Raw genomic sequence first — 15,410 nt, 5'->3', positions numbered from 1 at the left:
ATCGTGTTAGCTGATTGCAGAAAACCTGAAATATGCGCGGAGATCGTCCGCTTCCAGGCAGTAGATTTCCGAAAACATTTATCGGCGAAGCATTGTCGATATAAGAGCATTGCTCAAATCCAAGCCCTGCGCGCCAAAGAAACAGTGAGCGGCAGGGCTTAACTTTGCAATACGATTTCAAATCATTAGAGTGCCATATATCCTCGGAGTATGACTTTTAAATGCGTCAACGCGGTCATGATTTATGAATATTGTTGCATTTTGAACAAAACAAGAACATAATCATCTGTGGAACATTCTTAAAATAATCTCTGCAATCAGCGCGCTTCGAGAATGACTGTTGTAGTGTGTGTTCAGAGTTTTATGTGATGGCGCATATTTGCGCCTGATCTTTATTGTGGAAAGCACGTCTTGCCAGATCAGTCCGATCCAATTCGGATGAAACTGTAGGTTAGGTTGTGCTTGCGAGACCCGGAGTAAGTTTTCGATGGCTGGTAGCGTCAACAAAGTCATTCTGGTCGGCAATCTTGGTGCCGATCCTGAAATTCGTCGCCTTAATTCAGGCGACCAGATCGCCAATCTGCGTATTGCGACCTCGGAAAGCTGGCGTGATCGTCAGAGCGGTGAGCGCAAGGATCGCACAGAATGGCACAGCGTTGTTATTTTCAATGAAAATCTTGCTAAGGTTGCCGAACAGTACCTGAAGAAGGGTTCTAAGGTTTATATCGAAGGCGCGCTTCAAACACGCAAATGGCAGGATCAGAACGGCAACGACCGCTATAGCACCGAAATCGTGTTGCAGAAGTTCCGTGGCGAACTGCAGATGCTCGATAGCCGTGGCGAAGGCGGCGGTGAGGGTCGTTCCTTTGGCGGCGGCGGTGGTGGTGGCAATCGTAACCAGATGTCAGATTACTCGGGCGGCGGTAATGATTTCGGTTCCTCCGGCCCATCCAGTCAGGGCGGCGGTGGCGGCGGTTTCTCCCGCGATCTCGACGACGAAATTCCATTTTGATGAAAAAAGCGGGCGCATTAAACGCCCGCTTTTTTAATTAAATTGAATAATTGAGATACAAGAATAGTAACTTGTTCTAATTGATGTTTTTATAGATTTTAACATATCAATTTATCGCTCTATTTTCAGCTACCTGCATTAGCTTTGAAGCATTTTTGTTCTTAAAAGTTATCGGCTTTGGTTGAATAAAATCATGTTCACTTTCGTTGCTTAGTGCCTGTTATCCAAGTGTACGGTTTTTTGAAAAAGCCGATTTTTACCGGTCTGTGACATATAATTTATATATCTGTTCGTTGATCTTCATATCCGCAAAGCTTATGAAGTTCATGCGAGTGAGCGAACATATGAAGCATGAGGAACCGAGGGCGAAGTGGCCCATCCGCTGCGTCCCTTTTGGTACATCGTTTTGAAATGCATCGAGTGCAGATATGAGTGATGTTAGTCGGAGATTGGCGCCGAAAGGTTGCTTTGTGGCGGTTGTCGGCCCTAGCGGTGCCGGCAAAGACACAATCATGGACGCCGCGCGTGCCGCACTCGCTGATGATCATCGATTTCATTTCGTTCGCCGCATAATCACTCGCCCACAAATGCCCGGAACGGAAGACCATGACAGCCTGACCGAAGATGCTTTTGTTAGGTTCGCTAACGATGGTGCTTTTGCTCTGCATTGGCAGGCACATGGGTTAAGCTATGGTCTGCCAAAGTCGCTAAACGAGGAGATTGCAAAAGGTTCGGTCATAATTGCCAATGTTTCGCGCCGCGTGCTGGGTGAAATACGCAGTCTTTATGCCTCGCGGTCCATAGTTGTGATTTCTGCAAAGCCAGAGGTATTGGCAGAGCGATTGGCTGCGCGCGGTCGCGAGAGCCGGGAAGAAATTATCAGACGACTTTCCCGTGAAGTCTATTTTGATGATGGCGCTGAAGATGTTTTCATCATCGATAATTCTGGAGATATCGCCTTTGCTACGGATATTTTTCTAAAAAATTTGAAAAAATATAATTAAGCTAATTATTTAAATTATACTCCTCGCAAAGTAGTTTGCCTTTTCTCAGCCCGTTCGCGGTATATTTAATAACGAGCTGAGTGCTTTTACGGCCTAGCCACTAATCAGCGATCGCACACCGTCTGCTACGAACTGAACTGCAAGTGCTGCAAGAATGACACCGAGCAGTCGGGTTAGAATAGAACGACCGGTTTCACCCAGAAACCGGTCTACGCGTTCTGCGAGCAGCAATACGACGTAGGTAATCAGTAGGCAGACTGCGATCACACCGAGCAGGGCTGCGCGCGGCCCGATACCGTCAAAGGAATCCGATGTCAGCACGATGGCTGAGATCGCGCCCGGACCAGCTATCAGCGGAATGGCAAGCGGGAAAGCAGCGATATTGCGGATATGATCCTTGGTGATCGCGACTTCCGCGCTCTTTTCCTTGCGCTCTGTTCGCTTTTCAAAAATCATTTCGAAAGCGATCCAAAAGAGCAGCAGACCACCTGCAACGCGGAAAGCCCCGATGGAGATGCCGAACATGCCGAGTATCTGTGCTCCAGCAATCGCAAACAGTGCCATGACAATGAAGCCAATTATAGAAGCGCGCAGTGCAACCTGACTGCGATGGCTACGATCCATGCCTGGCGTGAGCGCCAGAAATAGTGGTGCCAGACCGGGCGGGTCGATTGTTACAAGGAGGGTGACGAAGGCGCTGAAAACCGTATCGTAGAACCCCATGTTAAACTCGCCTCTTTTATTGGTAATGATTACCTGATTTGTTAAAGGGATTGTAGCCGATCAGTGGCACACGGTCGATGCAAAGCGTGCGCTCACACAACATCATTGCGCGATGTTTATGTGAATATCTTTCAAGCCGTTGATAAGGTAATGGAATTTCACGCCGCGAAATGGCGGTCAAATTGGCCTTTTGTGCTAGTTTGCTCTATAAAGTGACTTTATCGATTCTGTTGAGAAAGATATCTGAATAGTGTCAGATCTAACGCCACCACCCGGTTCCGAAGATATGAATGGCGGCCCGAGCGGCCCTACAGGTATCGAGCCGATCTCTATTATTGAGGAGATGCAGCGCTCCTATCTCGATTACGCGATGAGCGTTATCGTTAGCCGTGCGCTGCCTGATGTGCGCGACGGCTTGAAGCCTGTGCATCGTCGTATTCTCCACGCCATGAACGAGATGAACCTCGCTTACAATCGCCCCTACCGTAAATCGGCAGGTGTGATCGGTGAAGTGATGGGTAAATACCATCCGCATGGCGATGCATCCATTTATGACGCCCTCGTACGTATGGCGCAGGACTTCTCGCTGCGCGATCCGCTTGTGGATGGGCAGGGGAATTTCGGTTCCATCGATGGCGATCCGCCAGCGGCAATGCGTTATACCGAATGCCGTCTTGAAAAAGTCACTGAATCCCTTCTGTCGGATATCGACAAGGATACGGTTGATTTTCAGGACAACTATGATGGCCGCGAGCGCGAACCAATGGTTCTGCCTGCGCGCTTTCCAAATCTTCTCGTCAATGGTTCGGGCGGTATTGCGGTTGGTATGGCCACCAATATTCCACCGCATAACCTTGGCGAAGTCATTGATGGTTGCGTAGCGCTGATTGAAAATCCGGCCATTGAGCTGGAAGAAATCATGGAAATTATCCCCGGTCCGGATTTCCCGACCGGCGGTATCATCCTTGGCCGCGCTGGCATCAACTCTGCTTACAGCACAGGTCGCGGCTCCGTCATTATGCGCGGTGTTGTTGCAATTGAGCCAATGCGCGGCGATCGTGAAGCCATTATCATCACCGAGATTCCTTATCAGGTGAACAAGGCTTCGATGATCGAGAAAATGGCCGAACTGGTACGCGATAAGCGTATTGAGGGCATTTCCGATCTGCGTGACGAATCTGACCGTGATGGTTATCGCGTTGTGATTGAGCTGAAGCGCGATGCGGTTGCCGATGTCGTGCTGAACCAGCTTTATCGTTACACGCCTTTGCAGACATCGTTCGGTTGCAACATGGTTGCGCTGAATGGCGGCAAGCCAGAGCAGATGGTTCTGCTCGATATGCTGCGCGCATTCGTGTCGTTCCGTGAGGAAGTCGTCACACGCCGCACCAAGTTCCTCCTCAACAAGGCTCGTGATCGCGCGCATGTGTTGGTTGGTCTGGCCATCGCTGTTGCCAATATTGACGAGATCATTGCTCTCATTCGTCGTGCGCCAGATCCGGCAACGGCTCGTGAGCAGTTGATGGAACGTCGCTGGCCTGCCGCTGATGTTGCCCCGCTGATCCGTCTCATTGATGATCCGCGTCATAAGATCAATGAAGACAACACTTATAATCTGTCCGAAGAGCAGGCACGTGCAATTCTTGAATTGCGCTTGCAGCGTTTGACTGCACTGGGTCGCGACGAAGTTGCGGATGAACTGAACAAAATCGGCGAAGAAATCCGTGATTATCTAGACATTCTCAGCTCGCGTATTCGCGTGATGACAATCGTCAAAGAAGAGATGATTGCCGTTCGTGACGAGTTTGCTACGCCACGCCGCACTGAGTTTGGTCTTGGTGGCGCGGAAATGGACGATGAAGACCTCATCGCCCGCGAAGACATGGTCGTCACGGTCAGCCATGCGGGTTACATCAAGCGTGTGCCTCTGGCGACCTATCGTGCGCAGCGTCGTGGCGGCAAGGGTCGCTCCGGCATGGCCACGAAAGACGAGGATTTCGTAACCCGTCTGTTTGTTGCCAATACGCATACGCCGGTGCTGTTCTTCTCTTCGCGTGGTATCGTTTACAAAGAAAAAGTATGGCGTCTGCCAGTCGGTAATCCGCAATCGCGCGGCAAGGCACTCATTAATATGCTGCCATTGCAGCAGGGTGAGCGCATCACCACCATTATGCCATTGCCGGAGGATGAAGAATCCTGGGCAAACCTCGACGTCATGTTCTCGACAACGCGTGGAACGGTGCGCCGTAACAAGCTTTCCGACTTCGTTCAGGTCAACCGTAACGGTAAGATCGCGATGAAGCTGGAAGAAGAAGGCGATGAAATCCTTTCGGTCGATACTTGTACCGAATTTGATGACGTCCTTCTGACCTGTGCTGGCGGCCAGTGTATTCGCTTCCCGGTTACTGATGTTCGCGTCTTTGCGGGCCGTAACTCGATTGGTGTTCGTGGCATCAATCTGGCAGATGGCGATAAGGTCATTTCAATGGCGATCCTGCATCACGTTGATGCGGATGCACCGCTGCGTGCCGCTTACCTCAAGCGCTCTATTGCCGAGCGTCGTGCGATGGGTGCGGATGATGCGGATGATATTGTTGTTGTCGGCGAAGAAGTCGCGGTTGAGGCTGAGCTGACGGAAGAGCTTTATCAGGAACTGAAAGCACGTGAGCAGACTGTTCTGACTGTTAGCGAATATGGTTACGGTAAGCGTTCCTCGTCTTATGAGTTCCGCGTTTCTGGTCGTGGCGGCAAAGGCATTCGTGCAACGGATACTTCGAAGACCGACGAAATTGGTGAACTGGTTGCACTATTCCCAGTCGAAGCAAGCGATCAGATTTTGCTCGTTTCCGACAAAGGCCAGCTGATCCGCGTGCCGGTTGGCGGCATTCGTATTGCCGGACGTTCGACTAAGGGTGTCACGATCTTCAATACGGCTGACGGCGAAAAGGTCGTTTCGGTCGAGCGCATTTCGGAAACGGAAAGCGATGAAGAAAATGGCGCTGTTGAAGTTGAGGGATCGACTTCGGAAGGTGAAGCGCCTGTAGCTGGTGGCGAAGATTAAAAGAGTTTCCTGAAGCACAAAATAATCAGGTTAGTCTTTTTAACAAATGAAAAGGCCGGTGGCGGAAGCCATCGGCCTTTTTGAGATGTCAGGACTGGAGGGAACTGACGATCTTTAAAATAAGCAATTAATGTGAACGCAATTTACTCATAGAACTCAAACTGAATGCTGCGGGACGAACTCGGTTACGCTTTGCTTCATTCTCTTCCAGAAGCAGAATAACCGCCGATGCAGCCATTGCTACCATCATGGATAATGCCAGAAGAAATATCATCATCGCTGTATCCTTTCATTATAGATACGCTTGAGAAGCAAAAAGGTTGCACCGAACTTGCACCCATGCTGGTAAACTGGTTGTGAATCTGTCGTGAAATCGTGTTTCATTGCTCATTCAATTTGTTTTCTTGGTTTCTGATTTCTTTCAATTGTGGTTGTTGTTGAAAAACTGACGAGAAAAGGCTAGCTGGAAGAAATGACAATCGCGATTTATGCGGGTTCTTTCGACCCGGTAACAAACGGCCATATGGATGTGCTCAAAGGCTCGCTCCGCCTTGCCGACAAGGTTATTGTCGCGATTGGCATGCATCCCGGTAAAAAGCCGCTGTTCAGTTTTGAAGAGCGCGTCGCGCTTATCAATGCGAGTGCGGAGGCTTTGCTTGGCAAGGATGCAAAGCGCGTTTCGGTGATTTCGTTTGATGGGCTCGTGATTGATGCGGCACGCGAGCACGGTGCGAAGCTGATGGTGCGTGGTCTGCGCGATGGTACCGATCTCGACTATGAAATGCAGATGGCAGGCATGAACGGAACGATGGCGCCGGAATTGCAAACCGTTTTTTTGCCCGCCGATCCGGCTGTGCGCACAATTACTGCCACATTGGTTCGCCAGATTGCCTCAATGGGTGGCGATATAAAGCCCTTCGTTCCCGCCTCTGTTGCTTCCGCTCTGGAAGCAAAATTCAAATCCTGATTTAGGGAGTTTCTCGATTATGTCCTTCATTCGTTCGGCTTTCGCCGCTGCCACCATTGTTGCGCTTTCTCAGGGTGTAGCTTTTGCTGCTGATACTCTCAATTTGCAGCTCAAAGACGGCAATGTCGCTATTGAACTCGATTCAAAGCTTGCCCCAAAGCATGTTGCGCAGATTGAAAAGCTTGTGAAGGAAGGCGCTTATGATGGCGTCGCATTTCATCGCGTGATTCCGGGCTTCATGGCACAGACTGGTGATGTGAAGTTCGGCAATGTCGATAAGGGCTACAATGCATCGCGCGTCGGCACCGGCGGTTCTGACATGCCAAACATTCCGGCTGAGTTTTCTAAGGAACCATTCGTACGCGGTACGGTTGGTATGGCACGCAGCCAGTCGCCAGATTCGGCCAATTCGCAGTTCTTCATCATGTTCAATGATGGCGCATTCCTGAACGGCCAGTACACTGTTGTTGGCAAGGTTGTCAGTGGTATGGATGTCGTCGATAAGATCAAAAAGGGCAGCGAATCCGACAATGGTTCGGTTGAAAGCCCTGACAAGATCGTCAAAGCCACAATCGACACGAAATAAGTTTTAGATTCAACGCGTATCCCTGTCCCAAAACTCATTTAAACTTTTGGGATACGCTCAATAGGAGAGGCCCGATGGCTTATAAAGACCCGGAAAATACACTCGTTCTTGAAACCACCAAGGGCAATGTTGTTATCGAACTCTTTAACGAACTGGCTCCTGGCCATGTGGAACGCATCAAGGAACTGGCACGCGAAGGCGCTTATGATGGCGTTGTGTTTCACCGCGTTATCGATGGCTTCATGGCGCAGACTGGCGACGTGAAGTTCGGTAAAAAGGGCGGTGCGGATTTCAATGGCTCGCGCGCTGGCATGGGCGGTTCGTCCAAGCCTGATTTGAAGGCTGAATTCTCGAACGTATCGCATAAGCGCGGCACGGCATCGATGGCGCGTTCGCAGAACCCAAATTCGGCTAACTCGCAGTTTTTCATCTGCTTTGGCGATGCATCGTTCCTTGACCGTCAGTACTCCGTTTGGGGTCAGGTTATCGAAGGCATGGAAAATGTTGATCAGATCAAGCGCGGCGAACCAGTTACCGATCCAGACACGATCGTAACCGCACGTATCGCTGCTGACATCTAATTCTGTATTTACGATAGAAATATAGCGGCTCCGGTTTTGCCGGGGCCGCTCTTGCTTTGACGCATTTCTGAAAGTTGAAATGCTTTAATGAGGTTTAAAATGCGTGTTGATCTTTTTGATTTCGATTTGCCGGATGAGAGCATTGCTTTGCGTCCAGCCGAGCCGCGTGACCATGCTAAGCTGTTGTGTGTGCGTCCGGGCCAGCCGTTCGAAGATCGACAGGTGTTCGAGTTGCCTGATTTGTTGCAGCCGGGCGATGCGCTCGTTTTCAACGACACAAAGGTTATTCCAGCGCAGCTTGAAGGCATGCGCGAGCGCGAAGGCAATATTTCTCAAGTGAGTGCGACGCTGCATATGCGTACTGGTGCTGATCGTTGGAAGGCATTCCTGCGCCCTGCCAAGCGTGTGAAGGAGGGCGACCGCATCCGTTTCGGTCATTCGGGTTCAAGCTGCTTTTTGGGTACGCTTGATGCAACCGTTGCTGAAAAAGGCGATGCAGGCGAAGTGTTGCTGGTGTTTGACCTTTCTGGCGCAATGCTGGATGAAGCGATTGCTGCCGTCGGCCATATTCCTTTGCCACCTTATATCGCATCGAAACGTACCGAAGATGAGCGCGATCGCAGCGATTATCAGACGGTTTATGCGCGTGAAGAGGGCGCAGTTGCGGCACCAACGGCTGGTCTGCATTTCACGCCTGAACTGCTCGCGAAAATTCGCGAACGCGGTATCGAAGAACATTTCGTGACGCTGCATGTGGGGGCAGGCACCTTTTTGCCAGTCAAAGCTGACGACACAATCGATCACAAGATGCATTCCGAGATTGGTTATGTTTCGAAGGAAACGGCGGATGCACTCACTGCAGTTCATGCGCGCGGTGGCCGCGTGATCTGCGTCGGTACAACTTCGCTGCGCCTCATTGAGAGCGCAGCCGGTGAAGACGGTATTATTCGCCCATGGGCCGGCCCGACCGATATTTTCATCACGCCGGGCTACAAGTTCCGTGCCGTTGATCTGCTGATGACCAACTTCCATCTGCCGCGCTCAACACTGTTCATGCTTGTTTCGGCCTTTAGTGGTTTTGAAACCATGCATGAAGCTTATAAGCGCGCTATTGAGACAGGCTATCGCTTCTATTCTTATGGCGATTCAAGCTTGCTCGAACGAGGTTAGCCGAAACGGTTTCCTTTTCAGTCAAAATTATTTAGAGACACGGCATGACCAGCGAAAATTTTGAATTCAAAGTGGTTGCGCGTGATGGCGCAGCCCGTCAGGGCGAAATCTCCATGCCGCGCGGCGTGGTGCGTACGCCTGCCTTTATGCCGGTTGGCACAGCCGGTACCGTCAAAGCCATGTATATGGATCAGGTGAAGGATCTTGGTGCGGATATTATCCTCGGCAATACCTATCATCTGATGCTGCGTCCGGGTGCGGAACGCGTAGCTCGCCTTGGTGGTCTGCATGAATTTGGCGGTTGGAAAGGCCCGATTCTCACGGATTCTGGCGGCTTTCAGGTTATGTCGCTCGCGCAGTTGCGCAAGATTGATGAAACCGGCGTGACTTTCCGTTCGCATATCGACGGCAAAGCCTATGAAATGACGCCAGAGCGCTCTATCGAAATTCAAGGCCTGCTCGATAGTGATATTCAGATGCAGCTTGATGAATGCGTGGCCCTGCCATCCCCTGAAAAGAACACCGAGCGCGCCATGGAAATGTCGTTGCGTTGGGCTGAACGCTGCAAGGTTGCTTTCGGCACACAGCCGGGTAAAGCGATGTTCGGCATCGTACAGGGCGGTGACAATGCGCGTCTGCGTGAACGCTCGGCAGAAGCGCTCAAAGCCATGGACCTGAAAGGCTATTCCGTTGGTGGTCTGGCTGTGGGTGAGCCACAGAGTGTTATGCTCGATATGCTGGAAGTGGTTTGCCCGATCCTGCCTGCAGAAAAGCCACGTTATTTGATGGGTGTCGGTACGCCAGATGACATGCTGAAATCTGTGGCTCGCGGTATCGACATGTTCGATTGCGTGATGCCGACGCGTGCTGGCCGTCATGGTTTGGCTTTCACCCGCTTCGGCAAGGTGAATTTGCGCAATGCACGCCATGCTGATGATCATCGTCCGCTTGATCCAGAATCAAACTGTCCGGCAACGCGTGATTACAGCCGTGCCTATCTGCATCATCTGGTCAAATCGGGTGAAGCACTCGGCGGCATGCTGCTGACATGGAACAATCTTGCCTATTACCAATATCTCATGCAGGGCATTCGTGCCGCTATTGCGGAAGGTCGTTTTGAGGATTTCGCGGCTGAAACAACAGCCGGATGGGAGAGGGGCGATATACCCGCTCTTTAATCTAATAAAAACGCGCCTCACAGGGCGCGTTTTTTGTAGGTTTACTTAAGTAAAAAATATTAGCCGGCTTCTAACAGCGTTTCCAATCGACAGATCAATGAATGTCGCTCTTCGTCACTGACAATATCACAATCAAGCAATCGACCACATTCGAGCCCGGAAACTGCTAAATACGTAATCAGTACAAGGTTGCGATCCGAAGCATCCTTGAGCATGCGGTCGAGCAGACTACGGTGGTAATGTCTGACCGGGATCATGAAATCCGGGTTTTCGACCAGAGCCGCTAGAATGCCGCTTGCTGGTGGTTCATCATCTGCCTGAACGCGAAAAACATCAAAAAACGCACGCGCGACCTGATTCTTGCCTCCGCTTTGAAGGTTCTCCTGAACCTCCATCGCGTGTTCATGCACTTTCATATATTCTTCAACCACACCTTCCAAAAGTTTAGCTTTGGTTGGAAAAGAATAAAGCAATCCACCTTTTGAAAGCCCAGCGCGTGCAGCCACTGCGTCGAGTGAAATATGTGCGGGTCCGACCTCCTGAGCGAGCTCAACAGCCGCTTTAAGGATACGTTCACGCGAAGAGACCTTCTTTTTTGTGTTCAATTCTATGGGTCTCCTGACAGTTCAATAGTTGACAATACCGTCCAGACGGTACAGTTATTTGATCCAAACATTCAAGTAAAATACGCGCGATTTTTGCTGTGGCAGAAACGCGCTTGAGCCGCCCTGGAGTGCAGCCGCAATGATCAAACGCCTTATTCTGGCAATAATCTTTCTCGTGATCGTCGTAGGGGGGCTCGTCGGTTTTAACCTGTTCAGGACGCAGGCGATCAAAGATTTCTTCGCCAATATGCAACCGCCGGCAAAGACGGTTTCTACGATCACCCTTGAGCCGACGACCTGGACGCCGGGTATTGAAGCGATCGGTTCTGCCAATGCTATCAATGGTGTTGATCTGACAGTTCAGGTCAGCGGAATTGTTGATAAGATCGACTTTAAAGCCAATCAGGAAGTGAAGCAGGGCACGGTCCTGCTTCAGCTCGAAAACAGTATTGAAACCGCTGATCTGGTGGCTGCCAAGGCTGAAGCCGTGCTTGCAGACCAAAATCTCAAACGCGCTGAAACGCTTCGGACGCGTGGTGTAGGTGCAGTTTCTGACGTTGATACAACAGCGGCGGCGGCAAGTGCCAAGGAGGCTGCTGTTGCCAAGATGCAGGCTGTACTCGATCAGAAGACTGTAACGGCTCCGTTTACAGGCGTTATTGGTATTCCTAAGGTTGATCTTGGGCAGTATCTGACGCCAGGAACGATTATCGGAACCTTACAGGAAACCGATAAGATGCGTATCGATTTCACTGTGCCGGAGCAATCGCTGCCTTTGCTCAAACTCGGTCAGCCGGTGAAGGTTGGCCCAAGCATGGAGCAGCTCAATTATAGCGGCACCATCGTCGGTATCGATCCAAAAATCGACCCATCCAGCCGTCTGGTTTCGGTGCGTGCTGAAGTGCAGAATGATGAGCCACGCCTCACACCGGGACAATTCGTTCAGGTTCGCGTTGAGCTTCCAAAAGAAGACAATGTGCTGGCATTGCCGATGACTTCCGTTGTTCGCAGCCTTTACGGCGACTATGTTTACGCTGTTCGCCCTGCACAGCCAAAAGAAGGCGAAAAGGCTCCTGAAGGTGATGCTGCAAAACAGGTCGCACAGCAGGTTTTCGTCAAAATTGGCCGCAGCTATGGCGGTGTCGTCCAGATTAACGATGGCCTCAAGGCTGGAGACGTTGTGATCACGGCGGGCCAAAACCGGCTTTCAGCGGGGACACCAGTAACGATTGACAACACCGTCAATCCTATCCCTGCAGCTGACAAGTAATAGGCAAGCGAGATGAGTTTTTCCGATATTTTCATCCGGCGACCCGTACTTGCTACAGTGGTCGCCCTCATGATCATTCTCCTCGGCCTTTTGGGTATCGCGCAGCTTTCTGTGCGTGAATATCCGAAGGTCGATGAAACTGTAATCACCGTCTCGACCGCTTATGCCGGAGCGAGTGCGGAGCTTATTCAGGGCTTCATCACGTCGCCGATTGCTGAATCGGTGGCTACGACCGAAAACATTGATTACGTCACATCGTCCAGCCGCCCATCGTCCAGCACGGTGACGGTTCAGATGAAGCTTGGCGCTAATCCTGACGCAGCACTCACCGAGGTGATTGCCAAGGTCAATCAGGTTCGCGGTAATCTGCCAACACAATCTGATGATCCGGTGATCGTTAAGGGAACGGGGCAGAGCTTTGCGACCATGTATCTGGCCGCGCAGAACCCCAACATGACCAGCGAACAGATCACTGAATATCTGGAACGCGTCATGCAGCCGCGCATTTCTACCGTTCAGGGTGTGGCGAAGGCTGAAATTCTTGGTGGACAAGTTTATTCGATGCGTGTCTGGATCGATCCGATTCAGCTTGCAGCGCGCCAAGTTACGGCTTCTGAAGTGTTGAATGCGATCAACGCGTCTAACTTCTTGTCCGCGCCGGGCCAAACGAAGAACGAGTATGTTGCATCCTCGATCACGCTTGAATCGACATTGCAAACGCCTGAAGCGTTTGGCGCAATGCCAATCAAATCGACTGGCGATCAGATTGTTCGTCTGCGCGACGTCGCAAAAGTTGAACTTGCTGCGAAAAGCACAGACACGATTGTTTCGTTCAACGGTTCTGCCGGTACATTCCTTGCAATTTATCCAACGCCGTCAGCCAACCCGATTGATGTTGCAACTGCGTTTAAAAAGGAATTGCCGGCCATTCAGGCTTCCCTGCCTGAAGGCATGACGCTTGATCTCGTTTATGATGCGACCGAGCAGATCAGCTCATCAATCAGTGAAGTGTTCACAACCATCGGTGAAGCTGTCGCGATTGTTATTCTGGTTATCATCGTCTTCCTCGGCTCGTTCCGTTCGGTTCTTATTCCGATTGTGACGATCCCGATTTCGCTCATCGGCGTTTGCTTCTTCCTTTATATTCTCGGCTTCTCCATCAATCTTCTGTCACTTCTGGCGATGGTTCTGGCGATTGGTCTGGTGGTCGACGACGCGATTGTGGTGCTTGAAAACATCCACCGGCATATCGAAGAAGGATTGCGTCCGATGGATGCGGCCTTCAAGGGTATGAAGGAAATCACCGGCTCGATTATCGCGATGACGATTACGCTTGCTGCGGTGTTCGCGCCTCTCGGCTTTACCGGTGGTTTGACCGGATCGCTGTTTCGCGAGTTTGCCTTCACGCTTGCGGGTGCAGTTATCATTTCGGGCATCGCAGCTTTGACGATCTCGCCGATGATGTGTGCGCGTATGCTTAAGCACGGTGAAGCGTCACGTTTCCAGCAGTTCATTGACCGGAATTTTAAGAAGCTCGAAAAATGGTACCATGGCATGGTATCCGGTTCGCTGAATTATCGTCCGATTACGCTGATGATCGTTATTGCTCTGGTTGGTCTGACAGGCTTTCTGTTCGTCAACACGTCGAGTGAACTGGCCCCTGAAGAAGATTCAGGCGCATTGTTCTCGATGTTCCAGGCTCCGCAATACGCGACTTCAGCCTATACCAACCTCTATGCAAAAGAGATTGATAGTCTGACCAAAGATCTGCCGGAGCTGGATACACGTTTCCAGATCGTTGGTATGGATGGCGGTACAACATCTGGCATCGCTCTTTGGGTTCTGAAAGACTGGTCCGAACGTACACGTTCGCAAAAGCAAATTCAGGAAGATCTGACTGCTCGACTGACCAAAGTTGCGGGCGTTGACGCATTCATTTTTGCGCCTCCGTCGCTGCCGGGTGCTGGCGGTGGTCTGCCGATTTCCATTGCGCTTCAGTCAACGGGACCATCCAGTCAGGTGTTTGAACTGGCCGAAGAAATTAAGAACGAAGCGCAGGCATCGGGTCAGTTCATCGTCGTTCAGAATTCGATGTCCTTTAATGCACCGCAGACCACGATCACTATTGATCGTGATCGTGCTGCGACGCTCGGTGTTCAGGTCAGCGATATCGGTTCGACGCTTGGTCTTCTGACGGGCGGTGCAAAAATTGCTCAGTTCGACCGTGATTCCAACAGCTATGACGTCATTACTCAGGTGCCGGATGCTTATCGTTCCACCCCGGAAAAACTCGGCGAATTCTTTGTTCGCAGTGTTTCTGGCGAAATGATTCCACTGTCATCAGTAATTGAGATCAAACAGAATGCTTCTCCTGCCGCTATTGAGCAGTTTAACCAGCTCAACTCAGCGACGATCTCTGCTCTGCCAATGCCGAGTGTCACAACAGGTCAGGGCCTGCAAACGCTCGTCAATCTGGCGCAGCAGAAGATGCCAGAAGGCTTCTTCCTCGACTATTCCGGCCAGTCACGTCTGGAAGTCGAGCAGGGCAACACGATCATGATCGCCTTCGGCCTTGCCGTTATCGTGATCTATCTGGTGCTTGCGGCACAGTTTGAAAGCTTCCGTGATCCGTTCATCATCATGATGTCGGTTCCGCTTTCGATCTTCGGTGCGATTGTTCCGCTGAATCTCGGTCTTGGAACGCTCAACATCTACACGCAGGTCGGTCTCATTACACTTGTGGGGCTGATAACCAAGCACGGCATTCTGATGGTCGAGTTTGCCAATCAGCAACGTCGTCTGCATGGTCATTCACGTCGTGAAGCGATTATTCTCTCTGCCGAAACACGCCTGCGTCCGATTCTGATGACCACGGCTGCGATGGCACTTGGCGTTGTGCCGCTGATCATTGCAAGCGGCGCGGGTGCAGCGGCACGTTACTCGATGGGTCTGGTGATTTTCACTGGTATTACCGTGGGAACGGTCTTCACGCTGTTTGTGGTGCCGATGTTCTACACCTTCATCGCTAAGAAGGACGTGGAAGGTGAGTTTGTACCATCGCAAGAAGATGGAAAAGAACCGGCGACCGCATCCCATCACTGAAACTTGTCCATCACTGAAACTTGTATTGAATAATAAGATTAAGGGCGGCCACATGTGGGCCGCCCTTTTTGTTGGGAGTCGAGCGATTTCCAGCATAATCTTATCGATCCTCGTTTTACTCCGGTCGGATTATGCTCTGTTGCATCCCCGA

The 15,410-nt window shown here is 51.1% G+C and carries 13 protein-coding genes; 10 read left to right on the top strand and 3 right to left on the bottom strand.

Annotated elements, in window-relative coordinates:
* Positions 1–487: 487 nt before the first annotated feature.
* Both ssb and phnN read left to right on the top strand, forming a co-directional pair.
* Complete coding sequence (ssb, locus tag ACOZHT_RS11890; RefSeq protein WP_339508800.1) at positions 488–1,012, top strand: single-stranded DNA-binding protein; 525 nt, start codon at positions 488–490, stop codon at positions 1,010–1,012.
* Between the two features lie 428 nt (positions 1,013–1,440).
* On the top strand, positions 1,441–2,016 hold the full coding sequence (gene phnN, locus ACOZHT_RS11885; RefSeq protein WP_339508799.1) for a phosphonate metabolism protein/1,5-bisphosphokinase (PRPP-forming) PhnN: 576 nt from the start codon (positions 1,441–1,443) through the stop codon (positions 2,014–2,016).
* A 93-nt stretch (positions 2,017–2,109) separates the two neighbouring features.
* Here the strand turns inward: phnN and ACOZHT_RS11880 are convergent, their stop codons facing one another.
* Entirely contained in the window at positions 2,110–2,739 is a 630-nt protein-coding gene (locus ACOZHT_RS11880; protein ID WP_339508798.1) for a MarC family protein, read from the bottom strand.
* A 286-nt stretch (positions 2,740–3,025) separates the two neighbouring features.
* Between ACOZHT_RS11880 and gyrA the strand changes: the two genes are divergently transcribed.
* A complete protein-coding gene (gyrA, locus tag ACOZHT_RS11875) occupies positions 3,026–5,800 on the top strand; it encodes a DNA gyrase subunit A (RefSeq protein WP_339508932.1) in 2,775 nt (924 codons plus the stop codon).
* 127 nt (positions 5,801–5,927) lie between these two features.
* On the opposite strand, the gene ACOZHT_RS11870 is transcribed toward gyrA, so the two are convergent.
* Positions 5,928–6,077 carry a hypothetical protein gene (locus ACOZHT_RS11870; protein WP_339508797.1) on the bottom strand — a complete coding sequence of 50 codons (150 nt, stop codon included), beginning with the start codon at positions 6,075–6,077 and terminating at the stop codon, positions 5,928–5,930.
* 195 nt (positions 6,078–6,272) lie between these two features.
* On the opposite strand from ACOZHT_RS11870, the gene coaD reads away from it, so the two are divergent.
* The 5 genes from coaD to tgt all read left to right on the top strand — a co-directional run bounded on the left by coaD (position 6,273) and on the right by tgt (position 10,282).
* Entirely contained in the window at positions 6,273–6,767 is a 495-nt protein-coding gene (gene coaD / locus ACOZHT_RS11865) for a pantetheine-phosphate adenylyltransferase (protein WP_339508796.1), read from the top strand.
* A gap of 19 nt (positions 6,768–6,786) precedes the next feature.
* A complete protein-coding gene (locus ACOZHT_RS11860) occupies positions 6,787–7,353 on the top strand; it encodes a peptidylprolyl isomerase (protein ID WP_339508795.1) in 567 nt (188 codons plus the stop codon).
* A gap of 74 nt (positions 7,354–7,427) precedes the next feature.
* Complete coding sequence (locus ACOZHT_RS11855; RefSeq protein WP_339508794.1) at positions 7,428–7,934, top strand: peptidylprolyl isomerase; 507 nt, start codon at positions 7,428–7,430, stop codon at positions 7,932–7,934.
* 99 nt (positions 7,935–8,033) lie between these two features.
* Complete coding sequence (queA, locus tag ACOZHT_RS11850; protein WP_339508793.1) at positions 8,034–9,104, top strand: tRNA preQ1(34) S-adenosylmethionine ribosyltransferase-isomerase QueA; 1,071 nt, start codon at positions 8,034–8,036, stop codon at positions 9,102–9,104.
* A 44-nt stretch (positions 9,105–9,148) separates the two neighbouring features.
* The gene (gene tgt, locus ACOZHT_RS11845) at positions 9,149–10,282 is read left to right on the top strand and encodes a tRNA guanosine(34) transglycosylase Tgt (RefSeq protein ID WP_339508792.1); all 1,134 of its coding nucleotides are present in this window, start codon (positions 9,149–9,151) and stop codon (positions 10,280–10,282) included.
* A gap of 59 nt (positions 10,283–10,341) precedes the next feature.
* Here tgt and ACOZHT_RS11840 read toward each other — a convergent pair whose 3' ends face one another.
* Positions 10,342–10,887: a TetR/AcrR family transcriptional regulator gene (locus ACOZHT_RS11840; protein ID WP_339508791.1), complete on the bottom strand. Its 546-nt coding sequence runs from the start codon at positions 10,885–10,887 to the stop codon at positions 10,342–10,344.
* A gap of 139 nt (positions 10,888–11,026) precedes the next feature.
* Here ACOZHT_RS11840 and ACOZHT_RS11835 point away from each other — a divergent pair, with 139 nt between their 5' ends.
* Together ACOZHT_RS11835 and ACOZHT_RS11830 are read left to right on the top strand one after the other, a co-directional pair.
* On the top strand, positions 11,027–12,157 hold the full coding sequence (locus tag ACOZHT_RS11835) for an efflux RND transporter periplasmic adaptor subunit (protein ID WP_339508790.1): 1,131 nt from the start codon (positions 11,027–11,029) through the stop codon (positions 12,155–12,157).
* A gap of 12 nt (positions 12,158–12,169) precedes the next feature.
* The gene (locus ACOZHT_RS11830) at positions 12,170–15,259 is read left to right on the top strand and encodes an efflux RND transporter permease subunit (protein ID WP_339508789.1); all 3,090 of its coding nucleotides are present in this window, start codon (positions 12,170–12,172) and stop codon (positions 15,257–15,259) included.
* Positions 15,260–15,410 lie beyond the last annotated feature (151 nt).

This window comes from Ochrobactrum sp. EDr1-4, from assembly GCF_049199085.1.
Classification (GTDB): domain Bacteria; phylum Pseudomonadota; class Alphaproteobacteria; order Rhizobiales; family Rhizobiaceae; genus Brucella.
Note: the sequence above shows the minus strand (reverse complement) of the source record. Positions and strands in the feature narration are given on the sequence as shown.